Raw genomic sequence first — 19,639 nt, 5'->3', positions numbered from 1 at the left:
GTGGCCGACGACGACGGTCGTGCCGCGGTCGCAGCGGCGTCTCCGGACGGCCCGCTGCAGGCGGCCGCAAGACATCCGGCACCCGCGAGGAGGGCCAATTTCCCCGATCGCATGATCTCCACCTGGTTGACCTTACTGAACTTCTCCTTTGTAACGGACCGCCGCATTCGTCATGACCTGTTCGATGAAGTCGCCTGGCCGCCGTACGGCGCCCCTCCGCCATGCCGGCCGGATCCTGTCTGGGTGGGGGCGCCCACCGCACGACCGGCAGGGCCTAAACTCGCCAGAGTGGCAGGGCGGATCAGTGACGAGGACATCGCGGTCGTTCGCGAACGATCACCGATCGCCGATGTGGTCGGTGAGCACATCCAGCTGCGCAACGCCGGCGGCGGCAATCTGAAGGGCCTGTGCCCCTTCCACGACGAGAAGTCTCCTTCGTTCAACGTCACGCCCGCCCGCGGCTACTACTACTGCTTCGGCTGCGCCGAAGGCGGCGACGTGATCACGTTCGTCCGCAAGATCGAGAACCTCACGTTCACCGAGGCCGTCGAGCGGCTCGCCCAGCGGGCGGGGATCCAGCTCCGTTACGAGCAGGGCGGCTACGTGCCCGGCCGCGAGCAGGGTGAGCGGGTGCGCCTCATCGAGGCGCACCGGGCGGCCGCCGAGTTCTACGCCGAGCGTCTCGCCTCGCCGGACGCGGCGCCGGGACGGCGGTTCCTGTCCGAGCGCGGCTTCGAGCGCGTCGACGCGGAGCGGTTCGGCGTCGGCTACGCGCCGGCCGAATGGGAGGCGCTGGCGCGGCACCTCATGGGCCGCGGGTTCACCGCTCAGGAGCTGATCCGGGGCGGCCTCGCCCGCGAGGGCCGCAGGGGGCCGATCGACAGGTTCCGCGGCCGCCTCGTGTGGCCCATCAGGGACATCACCGGCGACGTCATCGGCTTCGGAGCGCGCAAGCTGCTCGAGTCCGACGACGGCCCGAAGTACCTGAACACCCCCGAGAGCCCGATCTACCACAAGAGCTCCGTCCTGTACGGCGTCGACCTGGCCAAACGGGAGATCGCCAAGCGGTCCCAGGCGGTCATCGTCGAGGGCTACACCGACGTGATGGCCTGCCACCTCGCCGGGGTGCCGACGGCGGTGGCGACCTGCGGCACGTCGTTCGGCGAGGAGCACATCAAGGTCCTGCGCCGGCTCCTGCTCGACCAGGCGGAGTTCCGCGGTGAGGTGATCTTCACCTTCGACGGCGACTCCGCCGGGCAGAAGGCCGCGCTGCGGGCGTTCCAGGACGAGCAGAAGTTCGTCACCCAGACCTTCGTCGCCGTCCAGCCGGACGGGCTCGACCCCTGCGACCTGAGGGTCAAGCACGGGGACGCGGCCGTGCGGGACCTGGTGGCCGGCCGGGAGCCGCTGTTCGCCTTCGCCATCCGCAGCGTCCTGTCCCGGTACGACCTCAACACCAACGAGGGACGGCTGAGCGCGCTCGACGCCGTCGCCCCCGTCGTGGCGGGCATCAAGGACCCCGGCCTGCGCAAGACGTACGTCGTCGACCTCGACCGCTGGCTCGGCTTCATGGACGAGGGCTTCGTCATCCGGAGGATCCAGCAGGTCATCGGGCGGGACAAGGGCCCCGGGCAGGTGCGGGCGCCGAAGCGGGAGGCGGTCGACCCCGCCGTGCGGCTGGAGGCCGAGGTGCTCAAGCTCGCCGTCCAGCGACCGGCACTGCTCGGGCCGGAGTTCGACGCGCTCGGCGCGGAGACCTTCACGCTCCCGGAGCACGTCGCGCTGTACGGGATCGTCATCGCGGCGGGCGGGACCGTCACGGGGGGGCCTGGCGGCCGCGACTGGGTCGACCGCCTGCTCGAGCAGGCCGGCTCCGCCCCGGCGACGGGGGAGCCGGGCGCCGATCTGCGGTCGATGACGACCCGGTTCGCCGTCGAGGAACTGCGCGCCGACACCGCGGTCGAGGAGCGGTACGCCGCGGCGATGCTGGCCAAGCTCCACGAGACCGCGGTGGGCCGGGCGCTGGCCCAGGTCAAGTCGCGGTTGCAGCGGCTCAACCCGGTCGAGGAGCAGCAGGAATACAAGCGGCTCTTCGGTGAACTGGTGGCTCTCGAACAGCAGCACCGCGTCCTCAGAGAACGCGCCGCAGGAGCCTGAAGAATTCCCCTTTCCACATCTCACGACGGTCAAACATTATTTTTGATCTCAATACGGTGTTGGATTCTGTCTTACCTTCGGTGACAAAAATAGGCCTGCCATTTTCCGGTATCTATATTGCAGACTGTGTTCCGTGGGTGCATCGGTGCTGCCAAGCAGGCCGCCATCGGTAGATCAGGTGGCGGAGCTCGTCGCTAAGGGAAAAGAACGCGGAAGCGTCACGATCGACGACGTGGCCTCCGCGCTCGACCGGTCCGAGCTGCCTGCCGACGCGCTTGAGCGCGTCGTGCGGATGCTCGCTGAGAACGGGGTTGAGGTTCTCGAACCGCAAGGGGATGAGGAGCCCAGCAAGCCCGACGAGGAGGACGTTTCCAAACGAGCTCCAACGAGTGACCTGGTCAGGATCTACCTTCGGGAGATCGGCCGTGTACCGCTGCTGACGGCGGAGGAGGAGGTGGAGCTCGCCAAAGCCATCGAGGCCGGGCTTTTCGCCGAGGACAAGCTCTGCGAGAACACCGCCCTCCGGCTCGCCCGTCCCGAGTTCGAGGACCTCGTCTGGGAGGGCGTCCGGGCCAAGCAGCGGCTCATCGAGGCGAACCTCCGGCTGGTGGTCTCGATCGCCAAGCGGTACGTGGGTCGCGGAATGCTCTTTCTCGATCTCATCCAGGAGGGCAATCTCGGTCTCATCCGCGCCGTCGAGAAATTCGACTACACCAAGGGTTATAAGTTCTCGACGTATGCCACGTGGTGGATTCGCCAGGCGATCACCCGGGCGATAGCGGATCAGGCGCGGACGATCCGAATTCCGGTCCACATGGTCGAAACGATCAACAAATTGGTCCGGGTGCAGCGCCAGCTCCACCAGGATCTCGGCCGGGAGCCCGCTCCCGAGGAGATCGCGGCGGAGATGGGCCTGCCCATCGACCGGGTGGTGGAGATCCAGCGGATCGCGCAGGAGCCGGTCTCGCTCCAGTCGCCGATCGGCGAGGAGGACTCCGACCTCGGCGACTTCATCGAGGACGCCGACGCCGTCGTGCCGATCGAGGCGGCCGCGTTCATCATGCTGCAGGACCAGCTCGACGACATCCTGGCGACGCTGTCCGAGCGTGAGCAGCGGATCATCCAGCTCCGGTTCGGGCTGGCGGACGGCCACCCGCGGACGCTGGAGGAGGTCGGCCGCGAGTTCGGTGTCACGCGGGAGCGGATCCGGCAGATCGAGTCCAAGACGCTGGCCAAACTGCGCCACCCGACCCGCGCGCAGATGCTGCGGGACTACCTCGACTGACCATGGGCGGGGTCTCGCCTGCCTGAGGCGGGGCCCCGCGCCCATGGTCCTGTCGATCCGCGGCGGACGGCCGCCTGATTCAGCGGGATGCGCGGCCCCCTGAGGCACCGGCGGATTCGTCCATGGGCCACGCGCCGGATAACCTGCCGATATCAGTGGTCGTGCTCAGTGGCGGTGCTCATTGACTGGTTCGAAGTTGTCCCTTTTCGGGCTATCCGGCGGACGGCTCGGGTCCCGCCGTCTGCCCTCCGAGGTCCGTACGGCTCTCGCCCTGGAACCCCATGAGCGGGTGATCAGCCATGCGCCGATCCCCGAAGGCGACTTCGCGGTGGCCACCACGCACGCGCTGCACCTGCCCGGCGGACGGCGGCTCCCGTGGCACCTCATGGACAAGGCCGTCTGGGACGAGGAGGGCGTCACCGTCACGATGACCGACGGCGTCTCCCACCGGATCGCGCTGCCCGAGCCCGGTCTGCTGCCGGAAACGGTCCGTGAGCGGGTCACCGCGTCGATCGTTGCCAGCAGGAGGGTCCAGCTCGACGCGCGCGGGGGAGTGCGGCTGGTGGCCCGCAGGGTGCCGGGATACGACACGCCGCGATGGGAGTTCATCTTCGACCCGGGCCTCGATCCGGACGACCCCGGACTGCGGGCGCTCGCGGAACAGGCCCTGGAAGAGGTACGGCGGAGCCTCGGGGTCTGAGGCCGGCCGGCGCGGAGCCGGGCGGAGGGTCAGGGCGGGGTCAGGGCGAGCGGAAGCCCCCGGCGTGGGCCAGGGGCTCGTGGTGCGGTGGATCGCTCAGGTGATCCGGTCGGGGTCGTTGCCGGGCCAACCGGTGGCGGCACCCACCCTCTCGTCCTCCCAAGATTCCTGCTTCTTCAGGAACTTGCCGCTGAACTTGTCGCCGGCCAGGTCCTTCGCCTTGCCCGCCACCTTCGAAGCCTGAGCGCCGACCAGTCCCGCCGCCTCCTGGACGCTCGGGCTGTCCGCCACCCGCTGAGCGGCGCGCTTGATCTGTTCGTAGCGCTCACGCCCGGCTCGGGTTCCCAGGACGTAGCCGATGGCCAGCCCGGCGGCGAACATCGCCTTGTACCGCATCTTCCACCTCCGCGCTCGTGCTCTCCGCCCCTTCTACCCCGGAGGCCTGCATCTATCCAAGCGGAATGGACGTGACAGACTCCCCCAGGAGTGCGCTAATCTAGTTCCGCGCCGCAAGACGGGCCCGCAAGGCCCGATCAGGCGGTACATCGCAATCCCGTGTAGCTCAATCGGCAGAGCAGCCGGCTGTTAACCGGCAGGTTATAGGTTCGAGTCCTATCGCGGGAGCTTCGGTAGAACCGAGGAACGTACAGCTCAGGCCCCCTTTCCTGAATCCAGGACAGGGGGCCTGAGTCGTTCCGGGAGCCACCTGAGGTGCGGAGGGAGGCCCCCCGTGCGGGACGTGGCGGGCGTCGTGAGCCGCTTTTTCGCGGCTTGCAACGCCCACGATCCGGACCGGTTAGCCCAGTGTTTCGCCCCACATGTCGCCGCAGTGGGGCCAGATGGGGAGGCCGAGGGCCGAGAGGAAGTCGTCTCCTACTACGAGGTCATCTGGACGGCCGCGCCCGACATGCGCTTCACGGTCTGGCAGACGATCACGGAGGGCGACGAGATCGCGACGACGGCCCTGGCCACCGGCACCCACAACGGCCCGCTCCTGATGCCGGGCGGCGACTCGGCTCCCGGTACCGGCAGGCGAATCGGCCTCCGCTGCTGCTGGGTCTTCACCGTGGAACAGGACCTGATCGCCAGCTACCACCTTTTCTATGATCAGTTGGAGATGTACGCCCAGCTCGGGTTATCGATGCCGGTGGTCGGCCCGCCCCCGTAGGTCCCACCAGCTGAAGATCATTCATATGGACACGTGAACATTCCGAGCCTGTCTCCCTGCCGGGGATGCGGGCCCTTTCATGTCCGTCCGGGGCCCCTGTTGATCCGGATGTTTCTATCGAAGATTGCCCCTTGTGGCCGAATGCGGGGACAAATCACGGGAGTTCGCCGAAAATGTGAAACGCTGCGCCTTTCCTGAGAAGTCGTGGCTGCCGCGGACCACAAACATCGCAGTGGGGTGAGGGCCACTGCGCAGAGGGCGCCATCGCCACCCCGGAACCGGCGTGACGTCCGTGAGTACGAAGTGTGTGGCGGTCGTGCTGAGATGGTTCAGGTCCAAGCAGGTTACGGAAGCCGTACAGCAACAGGGATGCGAGGAGGGCATCGACAGGGGGGAGGCTGAGGACTTCATCCGGCTGTACCACGCGGAGAACCCGTCCGCGGGGTCGATGAAGCCCAGGCTGCGCGAGGTCGCCCGAGAGATCTCCCAGACAGGTACCTACACGCACACGCCGGGCGAGCTCGCCTTCGGAGCTCGGGTGGCGTGGCGCAACAGCAACAAGTGCATCGGCCGGCTCTACTGGAAGTCCCTCCGCGTCCGGGATCGGCGGCACGTCGACACGGCCGACGGCGTCGCGGACGAGTGCGTGGAACACCTCCGGGTGGCCACCAACAAGGGCAAGATCCGGCCGACGGTCACCGTGTTCGCGCCGGACAGGCCGGGCGAGCATGCCCCGGTGATCTGGAACGACCAGCTCATCCGATACGCCGGATACACGCGGCCCGACGGCTCGGTCGTCGGTGACCCGGCGAACGCCGAGGTGACCGAGGCCGCCGTCCGGCTCGGCTGGCGGGGCCGCGGCACCCGGTTCGACGTCCTGCCCCTCGTCGTCGAGGCCAAGGGCACCCCTGCCCTGCGAGAACTGCCCCCCGAGGTCGTTCTCGAAGTCCCCCTCCGTCACCCGTCGTTCCGATGGTTCGCCGATCTCGGGCTGAAATGGCACGCCGTGCCGGTCATCTCGAACATGTGCCTGGAGATCGGCGGTGTCCGCTATCCGTGCGCCCCCTTCAACGGGTGGTACATGGGCACCGAGATCGGCGCCCGCAACCTCGCGGACGCCGACCGGTACGACCAGCTCGCCGTGGTCGCCGAGCGGCTCGGGCTGGACATGTCGCACGACCGGACGCTCTGGCGCGACCAGGCGCTCGTCGAGCTGAACGTGGCCGTCCTGCACTCCTTCGAGGAGGACGGCGTGGCCGTCACCGACCACCACACCGAGGCCAGGCGTTTCATGCTCCACCTGGAGAAGGAGGAGCGCAGCGGTCGCGTCTGCCCGGCGGACTGGTCCTGGATCGTGCCGCCGCTATCCGGCGCGGCGACCCCGGTTTTCCACCGCTACTACGACGACGTGCAGCTGACCCCGGCATTCACCCGCCGAGACGGCAATGAAGGGCTCGAGAAGTTCACGGAAGGGCGCTGCCCGGTGTAGAACATAATTCGGTAGGGGAGGTCGACATGGTGGTGCTGTCCGAGGACGACGGCGGCGTGCGGATCCTCACGTTCAACCGGCCTGAACGGCTGAACGCGTGGACCGACGAGATGGGACGGCGCTACTTCGACCTCCTCGAGGAGGCCGAGCGGGATCCGTCTGTCAGGGTCATCGTGGTCACCGGCGCAGGCAGGGGTTTTTGCGCCGGGGCCGACTTCGCGACCCTGACCGCGATCCAGACCGGAGACTACGACGGCGAACCGGACACGCGGCCGAACACCTTCCCCGTGACGATCCGCAAGCCGGTGATCGCCGCGGTGAACGGTGCGTGCGCCGGGCTCGGGATGGTCCACGCGCTCGTGTGCGACCTCGTCTTCACGGCCGAGGACGCCAAGTGGACGACCGCCTTCTCGCGCCGGGGTCTCATCGCCGAGTACGGCCTGGCCTGGATCATGCCCAGGCTCGCCGGGCAGGCCAGGGCGATGGACCTGCTGCTGTCCGGCCGCGTGTTCACGGGTGCGGAGGCCTGCGGATTCGGCCTGGCGGCCCGGGCCGTACCGCGGGATCGGCTCATGGAGGAGACGCTGACGTACGCGAGAGAGCTGGCCGTGTGGTGCTCACCCGCGTCGATGGAGGTCATGAAGCGGCAGGTGTGGGGTGACTGGAACGTGTCCCTCGACGAATCGAGGGACACGGCGCAGGAACTGATGCGGAAGTCGTTCGAAAGACCCGACTTCGCCGAGGGGGTCGCCAGCTTCCTCGAAAACCGGGCGCCGGACTTCCCTCCGCTCGGCTGAGCGGGTCCGGGCCGCTCCGAGGAGCCTCTAGGCGAGCCGGCGGGCGCCCGGAGCGGCAGACGCCGTGAAGATGGTCGGAGCGGCCCAGCCGCGCTCTTCGTAGGCGCGCATGACCTCTTCCCGAACCCGGTCCGCCTTCTCCTCGGCGACGAGGGCGATGGCGGAGCCGCCGAATCCGCCCCCCGTCATCCTGGCGCCCCTGGCTCCGCCCTTGACGGCCGCCTCGACCGCCACGTCCAGCTCCGCGCAGGACACCTCGAACTGATCGCGCAGCGAGAGATGCGAGGCGATCAGCAGGGCTCCGATCTCCTGTACGGCTCCCGCCCGCAGCAACCCGATCAGGGCCTCGACACGGTGGTTCTCCGTCACGACGTGCTGTGTCCGCTTGCGCTCGTCGCCGGTGAGCTTCTGGAGGGCAGACGCGAGGTCGGTGACGTCTCTCAGGGAGTCGACGCCCAGGTGCTTGGCGGCGTTCTCGCAGTCCCGGCGGCGGCGGGCGTACTGGCCGTCGGCCAGCTCGTGGTGCACGCCGGTGTTGATGATCAACAGCTGGAGTCCGTGCGCGGCCAGGTCGAGCGGGACGGCCCGGGAGGCCAGGGACCGGCAGTCGAGGAACAGCGCGTGGCCCTCCCGGCTCAGGACGGACGCCGCCTGGTCCATGATCCCGCACGGCATGCCGACGAAGTCGTTCTCGGCCCGCTGCGCGATTCTGGCCAGCTCCATCCTGGGCCGGCCGAGGCCGTACAGGTCGTCGAGGGCGACCGCGACGGCGACCTCGAGGGCCGCGCTGGACGACAGCCCGGCACCCTGGGGCACGTCGCCGTCGATCATGACATCGGCGCCGCGGATGGGAAGGCCGTCCTCGCGCATCACCCAGAAGACTCCGGCCGCGTATCGGGCCCAGCCCTCGGCCTGGTCGATCTGCTCGAGAACCTGGGGTCCGGAGTCCGCCTGGAGCGAGGCGAGACGGACCGTGTCGTCCTCGCGCGGGCGTACCGCGGCCGTGACGCCCCACGGCACGGCGAAGGGCAGCACGAATCCGTCGTTGTAGTCGGTGTGCTCCCCGATCAGGTTGACCCGGCCGGGCGCGTGCCACACCCCCGCGGGTTCGCCGCCATAGGCCTGCCGGAAAGCATCAACAACGCGCACAATCCCACACTCCTGAACATTTTCGACCTCCCGTAGGTTACCGAGTCACGACTCGATCGACCCACTCGGCGAGAGGTCCATCACGGTTCGGGGGTGCCGTCCGGCCAGACGCAGGGGGAGGAGGAGGCGAGATAGAGATGATCTCCTTCGGCCCAGACCAGAGCCAGGATGAACCCATCGGGACGCGTCTCGCCCGCGATGTCGGGATGTCCAGACTCCAGCCCAGCCGTGCCGAGGATGACGTGCCCCTGCCGGACCCAGTGATCCCGGACCTGGTACGCGATGGCGAGGTTGTGGTTCGCGGGAATGTCGCGGAGCCAGTACGCGCGGCTCACCACCACCTGCTCGGATGACTCCGTCGGACCGGGATCGAGACATCGGGAGACGGTCGGGACGATGGCGTTGAGTTCCAGACGTGGTTTCGGGTCGAGGGCAGAGACGGTGCTCGAGAGGAGTTCTTCCACGCGGGTCAGCGCCTGCGTCTGGACGATCGTTTGGGGCATGGCAGACCTTGGTTCTGTGCAGCCGGCCAGGACGGCCAGCGAGAGGGCGCACCCCGAAACGCGGTGCCACAGTGGCGTCATCTGTTGAGCTCTCTCACCTCTGGGGGAGCGAGTTCGGGCATCAGCAACTGAGGCTGTTTCAGAGGCTCCGGCTTGATCAGGTGGCCGTATTGGCTGTTGACGATGCGGCCCATATTGCGCAGGGAGGAGGAATACGGATTCCAGTAGCTGGAGTGGGCTTCGGTGATCACGCTGCGCTCGACGAGGAAGCGCTTGGCGCCGAAGCTCGCGTCCCCGGGATCGGCCGTGAACCTGCCGAGATACGCGACCGGATCGTTTCCGGCCTCGCCGACCCAGACATGGCCGGGGGCCACTCCCAGATCGCCGGCGTGCTCCACTCCGACGCCGGGGCTGCCCACGAAGATGAGGTCGTCGGCCAGCAGCCCGGGTCGCAGGACGGCGGCCTTCCCGGTGACCAGGGAGCCGTAGCTGTGTCCCAGCAACACGTTCCTGGCGGACGGGGCGGGCACGTGGGCGGCGTGCAGGCCGTCGACGAAGGCGGCCAGCGCGCCCGCGCCCCGGTCGGCGGCGCCTCCCATGGCGACCGAGCGGCCGAAGGAGATGATCCCGGGATCGAGCTGAGGAGCGTCGTAGCCCAGCCAGGCGATCGAGGCGACATGCCTGCCTCCCGCGGTCGTCTGGCACTGCTGCCAGAGCCGCCGGGCTCGCTCGACGCCGTCGTCGAAGGTGTCCAGTCGCGTGCCGAGCCCGGGGACATAGGTGACGGTCGTGTCGGCCGTGTCGGGGTCGCCCCAGGAGACGACGAGGCGCCCGAGCCCGGTGAGATTGAAGGAGAGCAGGAGCAGCGGCGGATGGCCTGCGGCGCCGCCGACCGTGAGCATCCGCTCGATGATGTCGATCCTTCTGAGGGCGTTCAGGGCGGCGTCGAGCGGCAGGAACATGGTGGCCCGGCCCGACTCCGCTATCTCGCGGGTGAGCCGGGCGGACTCGGCCCGCAGGCGGGTCTTCTCCATGGCGAGGAACAGCCGGTTGGCCCGGTCGCGGACCGAGGCGGGCAGGCCGTTGAGCGCCCCGACCCCCTGCGGCGCGGCTGAGACCAGTTCCTCGCGAAGCCCCCGGGGGAGCCCGCGCCACCACGTGTGGACGCGGGCGGCCAGGCCGGGGTCCTGACCCTGCTCCTGCAGCGCGACCACGGCCATGAGCGCCGTGTGGTCCCCTGCGGCGATCCTGCGCAGCAGCGCCGCCGCCATGCCGGGATCAGGGGCGAACGCCTCGAAGAACCCGAAGCCGACCACGCCGGACGACACCACGCCGCCGTCCCAGGGAGTCCACGCGTCCGGCTCGGCCCGCTGGATCCAGGACAGGCGCCTCTTCAGGTCGCGGGCCTGCCCGCGGGCCCAGTCTGCGCTGTGCGCCACGTCCCATCCCGGGTCGGTCGGCAGGCAGAGCACGGCGAGTTCGGCGTGCAGCCGCACCGACAGGTCGGACATCCGTTCGGCGGCACGTTCGAGCGAGCAGACCAGGGCGTTCATGGTCTCGACGTCGACGCCGCGGAAGGCGCTCGACGTGGCGGTCATGCTCGTCACCGATGTGTGGACGGAGGTCATGCCCGGCGGGAGCATGCCGTGCCGTACGACGAGGCGGGAGATCTCCGTCAGAGCGGTCTCCAGGCACGACTGCAGGATCGCGCGGTGCCTGGACAACTCGGCGGCGAAGCGGGGCGCGCCGCCGCCGACCCACGCGTGGACGGCCATCAGATGGACGGCCTGGTCGAGGTCGGCGCGGTGGTCGGCGACGAGCGCGGACGCCCGGCGGAACGCCTCTCGCACCTCACCCGTCTCAGACATGACGGTCAGCATGGCAGGGGCGGGACGCGGCCCACAGAGAATCGGCAGTTCACGGTGCTATGTAGCGATACGGCCCTTCGGCGTGGTGCTATTCGCCGTGCTCACCTTCGGGCACCTGGCCCTGGTCCGATGATCGATCGGGTTGCCTCGGCCCCTGCTCGCGCGGGTCGCCCGGCTCAGCGATCATGCTCGCCAGCAGCGACAGGCCCTGGGCGGTGGGACTTCCGGGCTCGGCGTGCTTGATGACCAGGAGCTGGCCGTTGCCGCCGCTGATCGAGAGTTTCTCGAAGCGGAGTTCCAGCGGCCCGACCTGGGGATGGTCGATGACGCTGGTCCCGCAACGCCGGGCCCGGACGTCGTGACGAGCCCACAGACGGCGGAAGAGTTCGCTGCGGACGGACAGCTCACCGACGAGATCGGTGAGCCGAGGGTCGTCGACGTCGGGCCCGGCGAGCTCGCGCAGGGCGCCCACCGTCCCTGAGGTGATCTTCTCCCAGTCTCGGTAGTACGGGCGGACGCCGGGATCGAGGAACAGTGCTCGCAGGACGTTGACGCCTGGCCGGTAGACCGGCGACAGGGCGCAGGCCAGCGGGTTGGCGGCGAGCACGTCGAGAAAGCGGCTCTGGACGAACGCCGGGGTGTCCGACCAGGTCTTGAGCAGCTGCCGGATGCCGGGCTGCACCCGCTCGGGGCGGTCGGCGACCCGGCGGCGCCGCTGCCGCGGCCGGGCGAGCTGATGGAGACGCGAGGTGGCGTCGTCGTTCAGCTGCAGCGCCCGGGCCAGCGCGTCGAGGACCTGCTCGGACGGATGCTGGTCGCGCCCCTGCTCCAGGCGCAGGTAGTAGTCGGTGCTGATGCCCGCCAGCATGGCGAGCTCCTCGCGCCGGAGCCCGAGGGTCCTGCGGCGTCCGAGGTCGGAGAGCCCCACGTCCTCCGGGCGCATCGACTCTCTCCGTGCGCGGAGGTAGTCCCCGAGCCGGCTGCCGGTCTCCATGCCTTCGACCATACGTGCGCGAAGGTGGGCTGACCTGGCCCTGTCACACCCAGGATGGAGATGCTCACGCAGAATGCCCCGCCTCCCGAGCCACGGTCCGATTACCACTTAAAGGGATATATCCGTTTTCGGGTTAATGTCATATTTGGTTTATTTGAAGGGCTTCCGCGCGATGATTTCCTGTTATTGGGAATGCTTCATCAATAATCCACTCAGGACGGTTAAAGGCGGATCGGTGCTCGGGTACGACGTGCGGCATGAGTCAGATGACCGCAGAGAGAAGCGTGAATCCGGTCGTCGAGGTGGTCGTTCCCGTCTACAACGAGCAGCGCGTGCTGGACGACAGCATCCGCCGTCTCCACGACTACTTGGCGACGACATTTCCGTACGGATATCTCATAACGATTGCCGACAATGACAGCACCGACGGGACGTGGCCCCTCGCCATGGACCTCGCGGGCGATTTGCCCAACGTCCGGGCGGTGCACCTTGAGAAGAAGGGCCGGGGCAGGGCCCTGCGCAGAGTGTGGGCCGACAGCGACGCGGACGTGGTCGCCTACATGGACGTGGATCTGTCCACCGATTTGAATGCCTTTCTGCCGCTGGTCGCGCCCCTCCTGTCCGGGCACAGCGACCTGGCCATCGGCACCCGGTTGTCCCGCGGGTCGAACGTGACGCGTGGTGCCAAGCGCGAGTTCATCTCGCGGGGCTACAACCTGCTCCTGCGATCGACCCTGGGGGTGCGGTTCTCCGACGCCCAGTGCGGGTTCAAGGCCGTGCGCGCGGACGTCGCCCAGGTGCTGCTGCCGGCGGTCGAGGACGAGGAGTGGTTCTTCGACACCGAACTGCTGCTGCTGGCCGAGCAGCACGGGCTGCGCATCCACGAGGTGCCCGTGGACTGGGTCGACGATCCCGACAGCCGGGTGGACATCCTCAGGACGGCCCGCGACGACCTCAGGGGAGTGGTCCGGGTGGCGCGCAAGACCCTGTCCGGAGCGGCACGCCTGCCGATCCCGGAGAAGGTGCAGCAGGCCAGGTTGCCCGCCGGCATGGCGCGTCAGTTGTCGAGCTTCGCGATCGTCGGGCTGATCAGCACTTTCGTCCATCTCATGCTCTACATGGGCCTGCGGACGGTCATGGCCGCGATCGCCGCCAACGGGCTGGCGCTCGCCGCGACCGCGGTCGCCAACACCGCGGCCAACCGGCGTTTCACCTTCCTCGTGACCGGCCGGACCAGAGCCGTACGGCACCAGCTGGAAGGCGGGATCGCCTTCCTGATCGGCCTGGTCCTGAGCACGGGCGGCCTCGCGCTGCTCCATCTGCTCGTGCCGGCGCCGTCGACGCACGCGGAGCTGTGCGCCGTGGTCGTGGCCAACGGGCTGGCCACGCTGGTCAGATTCCTGCTGTTGCGCGCGTGGGTGTTCAACCCGCGGCGGACCCGCGAGGCCGTCGCCTGAGCACGTCGTGACGAAAGGAAGCGCGATGCCCGTCAGCCTCACCGTCTCCCGTCCGGCCGCCAGGACCGGGCGTCGACTGCTCGACCGGGTGCCCGTGGAGGTGGGCGCCCTCGGGGTGGGGGCGCTGGCTCTCGCCGTGCTCATGACCTGGCCGGTCATGGCCGACCCCGGCCGCACCATCCCGGGCGACTTCGGCGACCCGTTGTTCTTCGCGTGGGAGATCGCCTGGTACGGCCATGCGCTGGTGAGCCAGATCGGCCACCCGTTCGACGCGAACGCCTACTGGCCGCTGCCCCACACCGGGGTGTTCAGCGACACCCTGCTCGGGCTGGCACCGTTCGGCATCGGCGTGTCCGACATGGGGGACGCCCTCGTCCGGTACAACGTGGCGTACGTCCTGGCTTCCGCCTTCGCGTTCGCGGGCGCGTACCTGCTCGCCCGCCAGCTCGGCAGCGGCTGGATCGGCGCGCTCGTCGCGGGAGCGGCGTTCGCCTTCAGCCCGTGGCGCCTGTCTCACGCGATCCACCTCAACATCCTCATCAGCGGCGCCATCCCGCTGGCGATCGCGCTGCTGCTGAGGGGCAACGGGATCGGCAGGCGAGGCTGGTTCCGCGGACCGGCGCGGCCCTGGATGGTGGTCGCCGCCTGGGCGCTCGCGGCCTGGCAGCTCAGCCTGGGCTTCGCGATCGGGCTGCCCGCCTTGTACCTGCTGATCCTCGTCGTGGCGGCGGGGGCCGCCGGCTGGCTGCGGGCCGGCCGGCCGAACCTGCCGCGAAGGCTGCTGATCGCCAACCTGGCGGGCGGCGCCGGGTTCGCGGCGGTCACGCTCGCCGTCGGCGCCGTCTTCCTGCAGGTGGCGAAGGAGAATCCGCAGGTCGCCGAGGCGCGGAGCGAAAGGGCGCTCGAGTTCTTCTCGCCGCCCTTCCGGGCCTTCTTGGCCGCCCCCGACTACTCCGTGGTGTGGGGCCGGCTCACCGCGGGAGCCCGCGCCGGCCTCGGCTGGCCGATCGAGATGTGCCTGTTCCCCGGTCTGGTGGTGGTGCTCGTGGCGATCGCCGGGCTGGCGGTGACGACGTGGAGGCCGCGGACCCGGCTCCTGCTCCTGCTCGGCGTCGCGGGCACGCTGGTGCTGGCCCTGGGCACGACGTTCCTGGGCGGCGCCCTCACGTGGTTGCCCGCCCGGCATCTGCTTCCGGGCTTCGAGGCGCTGCGGACGCCCGGCAGGTTCGTGATGTACACCGTGCTCCTGCTCGGGCTGCTGGCCGCGGGGGCCGTGACCCGCCTGGCCGTGCGCGCGGGCCGGTTCAGGCACGTCCTGCTGGTGGTGCCGCTGCTCGTGTGCGCCGAGGGACTGCAGGCCGTCCCGAATCCGGAGGTGCCGCCGCCGCCCGCCGCGATGTCCCAGATCAGTGGGCCCGTGCTGACGCTTCCCGACGAGCACGGCCAGGACGCCCTGTCCCTGATCTGGTCGGCCGGGAGGTTCTACCCGACGGTGAACGGCGCCGCATCGTTCACCCCCGAGATGATGTCCGAGGTCATCGAGGTGACGAGGGCGTTCCCCGAGCCGTACTCGATCGGCTACTTGCGGAACATGGGCGTGCGCGAGGTCGTCGTCCCCCGTGATCGAGCCAGGGGGACGGCGTTCCAGAACGCGCTCGAGCGCCCGGTCGACGGCCTCGGGGTGGAGCGGCGGGATCTGGGGGACAGCGTCCTGTACATCCTGCGCTGACGGCTCCGGCGGGCGGGGGCGGCCGGCGAGATGCGTCAGACGAGGGTCTTGTCGAACACGTGCTCTCCGACCGTCTCCGGGGCGGCGGTCACGTCGAACAGCGGGCGGTAGCCGCCCGCCAGATACAGGGCGATCGCTTCGGGCTGGCGCGGGCCCGTGCTGAGGACGACCCGCTGGTAGCCGCGCGCGGCCGCCTCGCGTTCCAGCTCCCGGACGACGAGGCGGGCGAGCCCGCGGCGGCGGTGGCTGGGATGCGTCCAGATGCGCTTCAGCTCGGCCGTGGACTCGTCGTGGCGGCGGAAGGCGCCGCCCGCCGTGGTCTCCCCGTTCTCGACGAGGACCAGGAAGCCGCCGTCCGGCGGCGAGAAGTCGGAGTCGGGGAAACGGGCCAGCTCGTTGTTGGGTCCGTAGCGGCGGTGGTACTCGATCGCGAGGTCGTCGAGGAGCGGGCGGAGGGCGGCGTCCCCCGGAGCGACCAGACGGAACTCGTGCGTGTGCTCGGTGGTCATCTGCGCTTTCAATGAGCCGGGACGGGATCTTCCCGCCGAACGGACGATCGGCAGCCGCATCCTATTGACCTCGCGATTCTTCGCCGCAGACCGGCCCCGGCCAGCGTGGCCGTCCGGGGGACCGAGGGGGTTCTGTGACAGAATTCGTCGCGACACGCGCGCCCGTCCGGTCTCTCACGGCTCGCGGAAAGTGTGACGGCTCACGCCTTCTTCACGCGTTCGGAGTTGGTCCCATGAAGATCTCCGCCATCAAGGCGATGCTCGTCCTGTGCCTGGGGGGCGCGCTCGTGGCGGCGCTCGCACCGCCCGCTCTGGCACATGACAGCCTGAAGAGCAGCACGCCCGCGAAGAACGCCGTCGTCTCCACCCTCGACCGGATCGAGTTGGAGTTCAGCGCGCACGTGACCTTCCCTGTCGTGATCCTCCACGACACCGCCGGGCGCCGGTTCGAGTCCGGCAAGCCACTCGCCGACGGGCCGAAGGTGACCCAGAACGTCGCCGGTCCGCTTCCGTCCGGGAGCTATGTCATCGCGTGGCGGGTCGTCTCCTCCGACGGCCATCCCGTCGAGGGGGAGATCCCCTTCACGGTGAAGGCAGCTTCGGGCGGGGCGGCGCCTCCGGCCGCCGCGACCGCGCCGCCCGCGGCGGGAGACACCGCCGGAGACACCGCCGGAGACACCGCCGGAGACACCGCGGGGAGCGAGGCGGCCGGGGACACGGGCTCGAACAGTCCCCTGCTGCTCTGGGGCGGGTTCGCCCTGCTCGTCGTCGCCGCAGGGGCGGCCATGCTCGGCCGCCGCAAGAAGCCCGAACATCCGGCGAGCCCCGACCACGCCGCGGGTCCCGACCACACCGCGGGTCCTGACCGTCCGTCCGGTTTCGACCGCCCGGGGGACACGGCCTGACCCCTGGCCCCGCGTGCACCGCGGGGGCGTGGGAGCTTCGGCGCCGGAGAGTTCTGCACGGTTGCCGGGGAGGTTGCCCGGGGGAGCGCCGTGGAGTTCCGCGCGGCGTGCCGCCTGGCCGTACGACGGGCAGAGGGGCCGGTGAGCCGCCGTAAGCCCGGCGATCGGCGACCGGCTGACGTGCCTGCCCACCGGGCCCCTCTCCAGCACAGACCCGGCGCTCGAGGACGGAGGCCGTCGGCCCGGCACACCGTCGCACTTGCTCCGAATCTGGACTGTCAGGCGCAGTTAACATTGGATGTATTGGCCAGTCAATAGACGTCTCACGCGCCACTGTGTCCGCGGGACCGCTCCAGAAACGCGCCAGTGGCGCGGATCAGGTCTGATTTTTGTCGTTTCGAAGTCGAAACTCAGAGATCTCGATCTCCTACACATCCGATGTATGAAGATCAATAACACCCATCGTGATCAGTGTCGGGCGTCAGTGGTCCGACCGATCCGACGAATGTTGACGCTTTCGTTCCATTGTGCCAATCTTTCGTTGGCGGCAACAAAAGTTCTCGGGTTGCCGTGAATACTTCTCACCAGGTGCGGCGGCGCGCTCCTCTTTCTCCAGAAGGAGTACCGCATGTGCCCATGTGTGCCCGCCTTCGTCCTTCTCTCGGAGTCCCTCCCGGCGTCTCGGCCAACGCCGACGACGCTGCCGACGACGCTGCGGTTGGCGCTGCCGTCCCGTTCCGCGTTCGCCGGATGACAGGGGGTGGCTCATGCGTGCGATCATCCGGGCAGTCCTCGCGCTCGTCGTCGCCGGCGCGGCCGTCCTGACCGTTCAGGCCGCCGCGCTCTCGGCACCGCTGACCAAGATCCTCGTCTTCTCGAAGACGGCAGGATTCCGCCACTCCTCCATCCCCAACGGCATCGCGGCGATCCGGCAACTGGGCGCGGCCAACGGGTTCACGGTGGTCGCCACCGAGGACGCGGCGGCGTTCACCACGGCGAACCTCGCCCAGTACCAGGCCGTCGTCTGGTTGTCGACGACCGGCGACGTCCTCGACGGCGCGCAACAGGCGGCGTTCCAGTCCTACATCGCGTCGGGTGGCGGCTACGTCGGCGTGCACGCGGCCGCCGACACCGAGTACGACTGGCCCTGGTACGGCGGGCTGGTCGGGGCCTGGTTCAATTCGCATCCGGCGACCCAGCAGGCGGTCGTCCGGGTCGAGGACCGGGCCAACGTGTCCACCTCGCACCTGCCGCAGGCCTGGACGCGGACCGACGAGTGGTACAACTACCGCACGAACCCGCGGGCGAACGTGAAGGTGCTCGCCGGCCTTGACGAGTCGTCGTACTCGGGCGGATCCATGGGCGACCACCCCATCACCTGGTGCCACGACTACATGGGCGGCCGCGCGTGGTACACCGGCCTCGGCCACACCGAGGAGTCCTACGCCGACCCGAACTTCACCAGGATGCTGCTCGGCGGCATCCAGATCGCCGCACGTGCCAAGCCGGCCGACTGCCGTCCTGAGACCGGCTACACCCCGCTGTTCGACGGCACCCAGGCGAGCCTCGACCGCTGGCGGATGGCCGGCCCCGGCGGCTTCACGCTGGCCGACGGCACGCTGACCTCCTTCGGCGGGATGGGGCTGCTGTGGTACCCGGTCAGCACCTTCTCGAACTACTCGCTCAAGCTCGACTGGATGATGCCGGGTGACGACAACGGCGGCGTCTTCATCGGCTTCCCCGATCCGCAGGGCGACCCGTGGAAGCCGGTCGACCAGGGCCACGAGATCCAGATCGACGCCAGCGACGCCGACCCGACCCGCACGACCGGCAGCGTCTACAGCTTCAGGGCGCCCGACGCCGCCCTGCGCGCGGCCAACCTCAACCCGCCGGGATCCTGGAACACCTACGAGATCGCCGTACACGGCCGGCACGTCGAGATCTTCCTCAACGGCGTCAAGATCAACGACTACACCAGCAGCCGGGACATCGCGTCCGGATACATCGGCGTGCAGAACGACGGCGACGGCGCCGACATCAACTACCGCAACATCCGGATCAAGGGAGACGGAGGGGCTCCCGCGGCCACGGACCTCGCGCAGGGCCGTCCGACGGCGACCTCCAGCGTGCAGAGCGGCAGCACACTTACCGGCTCGCTCGCGGTCGACGGCAACGCCTCCACCCGCTGGGGCAGCGCCTACAGCGACCCGCAGTGGATCTCGGTCGACCTCGGGGCCTCCTACGCGCTCAACCGGGTCCGACTGAACTGGGAGGCCGCGTACGGCAGGGCGTACCAGATCCAGACGTCGCCGGACAACGCCACCTGGACGACCGTTTACTCCACCACCGGCGGGGACGGCGGCGTCGACGACGTGGCCCTGTCGGGCACCGGGCGGTACGTCCGCGTCTACGGCACGCAACGCGGGCTCACGCAGTACGGCTACTCGTTGTGGGACCTCAACGTGTACGGCACGCCGGCCGGAACCGGGCCGGCTCTGCTCTCGCAGGGACGTCCCACGGCCACCTCCAGCGTCGAGACCGGCAACGTGCTGGTCGGGGCGAACGCCGTCGACGGCAGCACGGCGACGCGCTGGGGGAGCCTGTACTCCGATCCGCAGTGGATCTCGGTCGACCTCGGCTCGTCCCGCTCGATCAGCAGGGTCGTGCTGAACTGGGAGGCCGCGTACGGCAGGGCCTACCAGGTGCAGACGTCGCCGGACAACGCGACGTGGACGACCGTCTACTCCACCACCACGGGTGACGGCGGCATCGACGACCTGAGCGTCTCCGGCACCGGCCGATACGTGCGGATCCACGGCACACAGCGGGGGCTGACGCCCTACGGCTACTCGCTCTGGGAACTGCAGGTCTACGGCACCTGACCCTCTCGCCACCCGCAACGACACCGGGGGCTCCGGGTCTTCGCAAG

The 19,639-nt window shown here is 69.3% G+C and carries 16 protein-coding genes and 1 tRNA gene; 11 read left to right on the top strand and 6 right to left on the bottom strand.

The genetic code is table 11. The features are described from left to right. Nucleotides 1-288 precede the first annotated feature (288 nt). The 3 genes from dnaG (at nucleotide 289) to Pka01_RS02655 (ending at nucleotide 4,142) form a co-directional block, all read left to right on the top strand. Nucleotides 289-2,157, top strand: a complete 1,869-nt coding sequence (dnaG, locus tag Pka01_RS02665; RefSeq protein WP_203880870.1) for a DNA primase — start codon at nucleotides 289-291, stop codon at nucleotides 2,155-2,157. A 145-nt stretch (nucleotides 2,158-2,302) separates the two neighbouring features. Beyond that, the gene (gene rpoD, locus Pka01_RS02660) at nucleotides 2,303-3,442 is read left to right on the top strand and encodes an RNA polymerase sigma factor RpoD (RefSeq protein WP_203880959.1); all 1,140 of its coding nucleotides are present in this window, start codon (nucleotides 2,303-2,305) and stop codon (nucleotides 3,440-3,442) included. 181 nt (nucleotides 3,443-3,623) lie between these two features. Next, complete coding sequence (locus tag Pka01_RS02655; RefSeq protein WP_239114662.1) at nucleotides 3,624-4,142, top strand: hypothetical protein; 519 nt, start codon at nucleotides 3,624-3,626, stop codon at nucleotides 4,140-4,142. Nucleotides 4,143-4,238: 96 nt separating this feature from the next. On the opposite strand, the gene Pka01_RS40575 is transcribed toward Pka01_RS02655, so the two are convergent. Beyond that, complete coding sequence (locus tag Pka01_RS40575) at nucleotides 4,239-4,538, bottom strand: YtxH domain-containing protein (RefSeq protein ID WP_239114661.1); 300 nt, start codon at nucleotides 4,536-4,538, stop codon at nucleotides 4,239-4,241. 155 nt (nucleotides 4,539-4,693) lie between these two features. On the opposite strand from Pka01_RS40575, the gene Pka01_RS02645 reads away from it, so the two are divergent. From Pka01_RS02645 to Pka01_RS02630, 4 genes are all read left to right on the top strand, one after another. Continuing rightward, nucleotides 4,694-4,766, top strand: a tRNA-Asn gene (locus Pka01_RS02645). Between the two features lie 106 nt (nucleotides 4,767-4,872). Next, nucleotides 4,873-5,310, top strand: a complete 438-nt coding sequence (locus Pka01_RS02640) for an ester cyclase (RefSeq protein WP_203880869.1) — start codon at nucleotides 4,873-4,875, stop codon at nucleotides 5,308-5,310. Nucleotides 5,311-5,602: 292 nt separating this feature from the next. After that, entirely contained in the window at nucleotides 5,603-6,799 is a 1,197-nt protein-coding gene (locus Pka01_RS02635) for a nitric oxide synthase oxygenase (protein ID WP_239114660.1), read from the top strand. A 26-nt stretch (nucleotides 6,800-6,825) separates the two neighbouring features. Beyond that, nucleotides 6,826-7,596, top strand: a complete 771-nt coding sequence (locus Pka01_RS02630) for an enoyl-CoA hydratase-related protein (RefSeq protein ID WP_203880868.1) — start codon at nucleotides 6,826-6,828, stop codon at nucleotides 7,594-7,596. A gap of 27 nt (nucleotides 7,597-7,623) precedes the next feature. On the opposite strand, the gene galK is transcribed toward Pka01_RS02630, so the two are convergent. From galK to Pka01_RS02610, 4 genes are all read right to left on the bottom strand, one after another. Next, the gene (galK, locus tag Pka01_RS02625) at nucleotides 7,624-8,745 is read right to left on the bottom strand and encodes a galactokinase (protein WP_203880867.1); all 1,122 of its coding nucleotides are present in this window, start codon (nucleotides 8,743-8,745) and stop codon (nucleotides 7,624-7,626) included. Nucleotides 8,746-8,825: 80 nt separating this feature from the next. Further along, the gene (locus Pka01_RS02620) at nucleotides 8,826-9,248 is read right to left on the bottom strand and encodes a hypothetical protein (RefSeq protein WP_203880866.1); all 423 of its coding nucleotides are present in this window, start codon (nucleotides 9,246-9,248) and stop codon (nucleotides 8,826-8,828) included. A gap of 77 nt (nucleotides 9,249-9,325) precedes the next feature. Further along, a complete protein-coding gene (locus Pka01_RS02615; RefSeq protein ID WP_203880865.1) occupies nucleotides 9,326-11,116 on the bottom strand; it encodes an alpha/beta hydrolase in 1,791 nt (596 codons plus the stop codon). Between the two features lie 88 nt (nucleotides 11,117-11,204). Further along, complete coding sequence (locus Pka01_RS02610; RefSeq protein ID WP_203880864.1) at nucleotides 11,205-12,110, bottom strand: helix-turn-helix transcriptional regulator; 906 nt, start codon at nucleotides 12,108-12,110, stop codon at nucleotides 11,205-11,207. 266 nt (nucleotides 12,111-12,376) lie between these two features. Between Pka01_RS02610 and Pka01_RS02605 the strand changes: the two genes are divergently transcribed. Continuing rightward, nucleotides 12,377-13,567: a bifunctional glycosyltransferase family 2/GtrA family protein gene (locus tag Pka01_RS02605; RefSeq protein WP_239114659.1), complete on the top strand. Its 1,191-nt coding sequence runs from the start codon at nucleotides 12,377-12,379 to the stop codon at nucleotides 13,565-13,567. Between the two features lie 25 nt (nucleotides 13,568-13,592). Beyond that, the gene (locus Pka01_RS02600; protein ID WP_203880862.1) at nucleotides 13,593-15,296 is read left to right on the top strand and encodes a hypothetical protein; all 1,704 of its coding nucleotides are present in this window, start codon (nucleotides 13,593-13,595) and stop codon (nucleotides 15,294-15,296) included. 35 nt (nucleotides 15,297-15,331) lie between these two features. Here Pka01_RS02600 and Pka01_RS02595 read toward each other — a convergent pair whose 3' ends face one another. After that, nucleotides 15,332-15,805, bottom strand: a complete 474-nt coding sequence (locus tag Pka01_RS02595; protein ID WP_203880861.1) for a GNAT family N-acetyltransferase — start codon at nucleotides 15,803-15,805, stop codon at nucleotides 15,332-15,334. A gap of 233 nt (nucleotides 15,806-16,038) precedes the next feature. Between Pka01_RS02595 and Pka01_RS02590 the strand changes: the two genes are divergently transcribed. Then, complete coding sequence (locus Pka01_RS02590) at nucleotides 16,039-16,710, top strand: copper resistance CopC family protein (protein WP_203880860.1); 672 nt, start codon at nucleotides 16,039-16,041, stop codon at nucleotides 16,708-16,710. 767 nt (nucleotides 16,711-17,477) lie between these two features. Continuing rightward, complete coding sequence (locus tag Pka01_RS02585) at nucleotides 17,478-19,592, top strand: ThuA domain-containing protein (protein WP_203880859.1); 2,115 nt, start codon at nucleotides 17,478-17,480, stop codon at nucleotides 19,590-19,592. The last annotated feature ends 47 nt before the right edge of the window (nucleotides 19,593-19,639 follow it).

The sequence above is a fragment of the Planotetraspora kaengkrachanensis genome (assembly GCF_016862895.1).
GTDB lineage: Bacteria > Actinomycetota > Actinomycetes > Streptosporangiales > Streptosporangiaceae > Planotetraspora > Planotetraspora kaengkrachanensis.
Note: the sequence above shows the minus strand (reverse complement) of the source record. Positions and strands in the feature narration are given on the sequence as shown.

What these genes read in the sequence shown, in the direction of transcription:
- Pka01_RS40575 (WP_239114661.1), bottom strand. Translation starts at nt 4,538, where the DNA reads ATGCGGTACAAGGCGATGTTCGCCGCCGGGCTGGCCATCGGCTACGTC.
- Pka01_RS02630 (WP_203880868.1), top strand. Translation starts at nt 6,826, where the DNA reads ATGGTGGTGCTGTCCGAGGACGACGGCGGCGTGCGGATCCTCACGTTC.
- Pka01_RS02620 (WP_203880866.1), bottom strand. Translation starts at nt 9,248, where the DNA reads ATGCCCCAAACGATCGTCCAGACGCAGGCGCTGACCCGCGTGGAAGAA.
- Pka01_RS02615 (WP_203880865.1), bottom strand. Translation starts at nt 11,116, where the DNA reads ATGTCTGAGACGGGTGAGGTGCGAGAGGCGTTCCGCCGGGCGTCCGCG.
- Pka01_RS02610 (WP_203880864.1), bottom strand. Translation starts at nt 12,110, where the DNA reads ATGGAGACCGGCAGCCGGCTCGGGGACTACCTCCGCGCACGGAGAGAG.
- Pka01_RS02605 (WP_239114659.1), top strand. Translation starts at nt 12,377, where the DNA reads ATGACCGCAGAGAGAAGCGTGAATCCGGTCGTCGAGGTGGTCGTTCCC.
- Pka01_RS02600 (WP_203880862.1), top strand. Translation starts at nt 13,593, where the DNA reads ATGCCCGTCAGCCTCACCGTCTCCCGTCCGGCCGCCAGGACCGGGCGT.
- Pka01_RS02595 (WP_203880861.1), bottom strand. Translation starts at nt 15,805, where the DNA reads ATGACCACCGAGCACACGCACGAGTTCCGTCTGGTCGCTCCGGGGGAC.
- Pka01_RS02590 (WP_203880860.1), top strand. Translation starts at nt 16,039, where the DNA reads ATGAAGATCTCCGCCATCAAGGCGATGCTCGTCCTGTGCCTGGGGGGC.
- Pka01_RS02585 (WP_203880859.1), top strand. Translation starts at nt 17,478, where the DNA reads ATGCGTGCGATCATCCGGGCAGTCCTCGCGCTCGTCGTCGCCGGCGCG.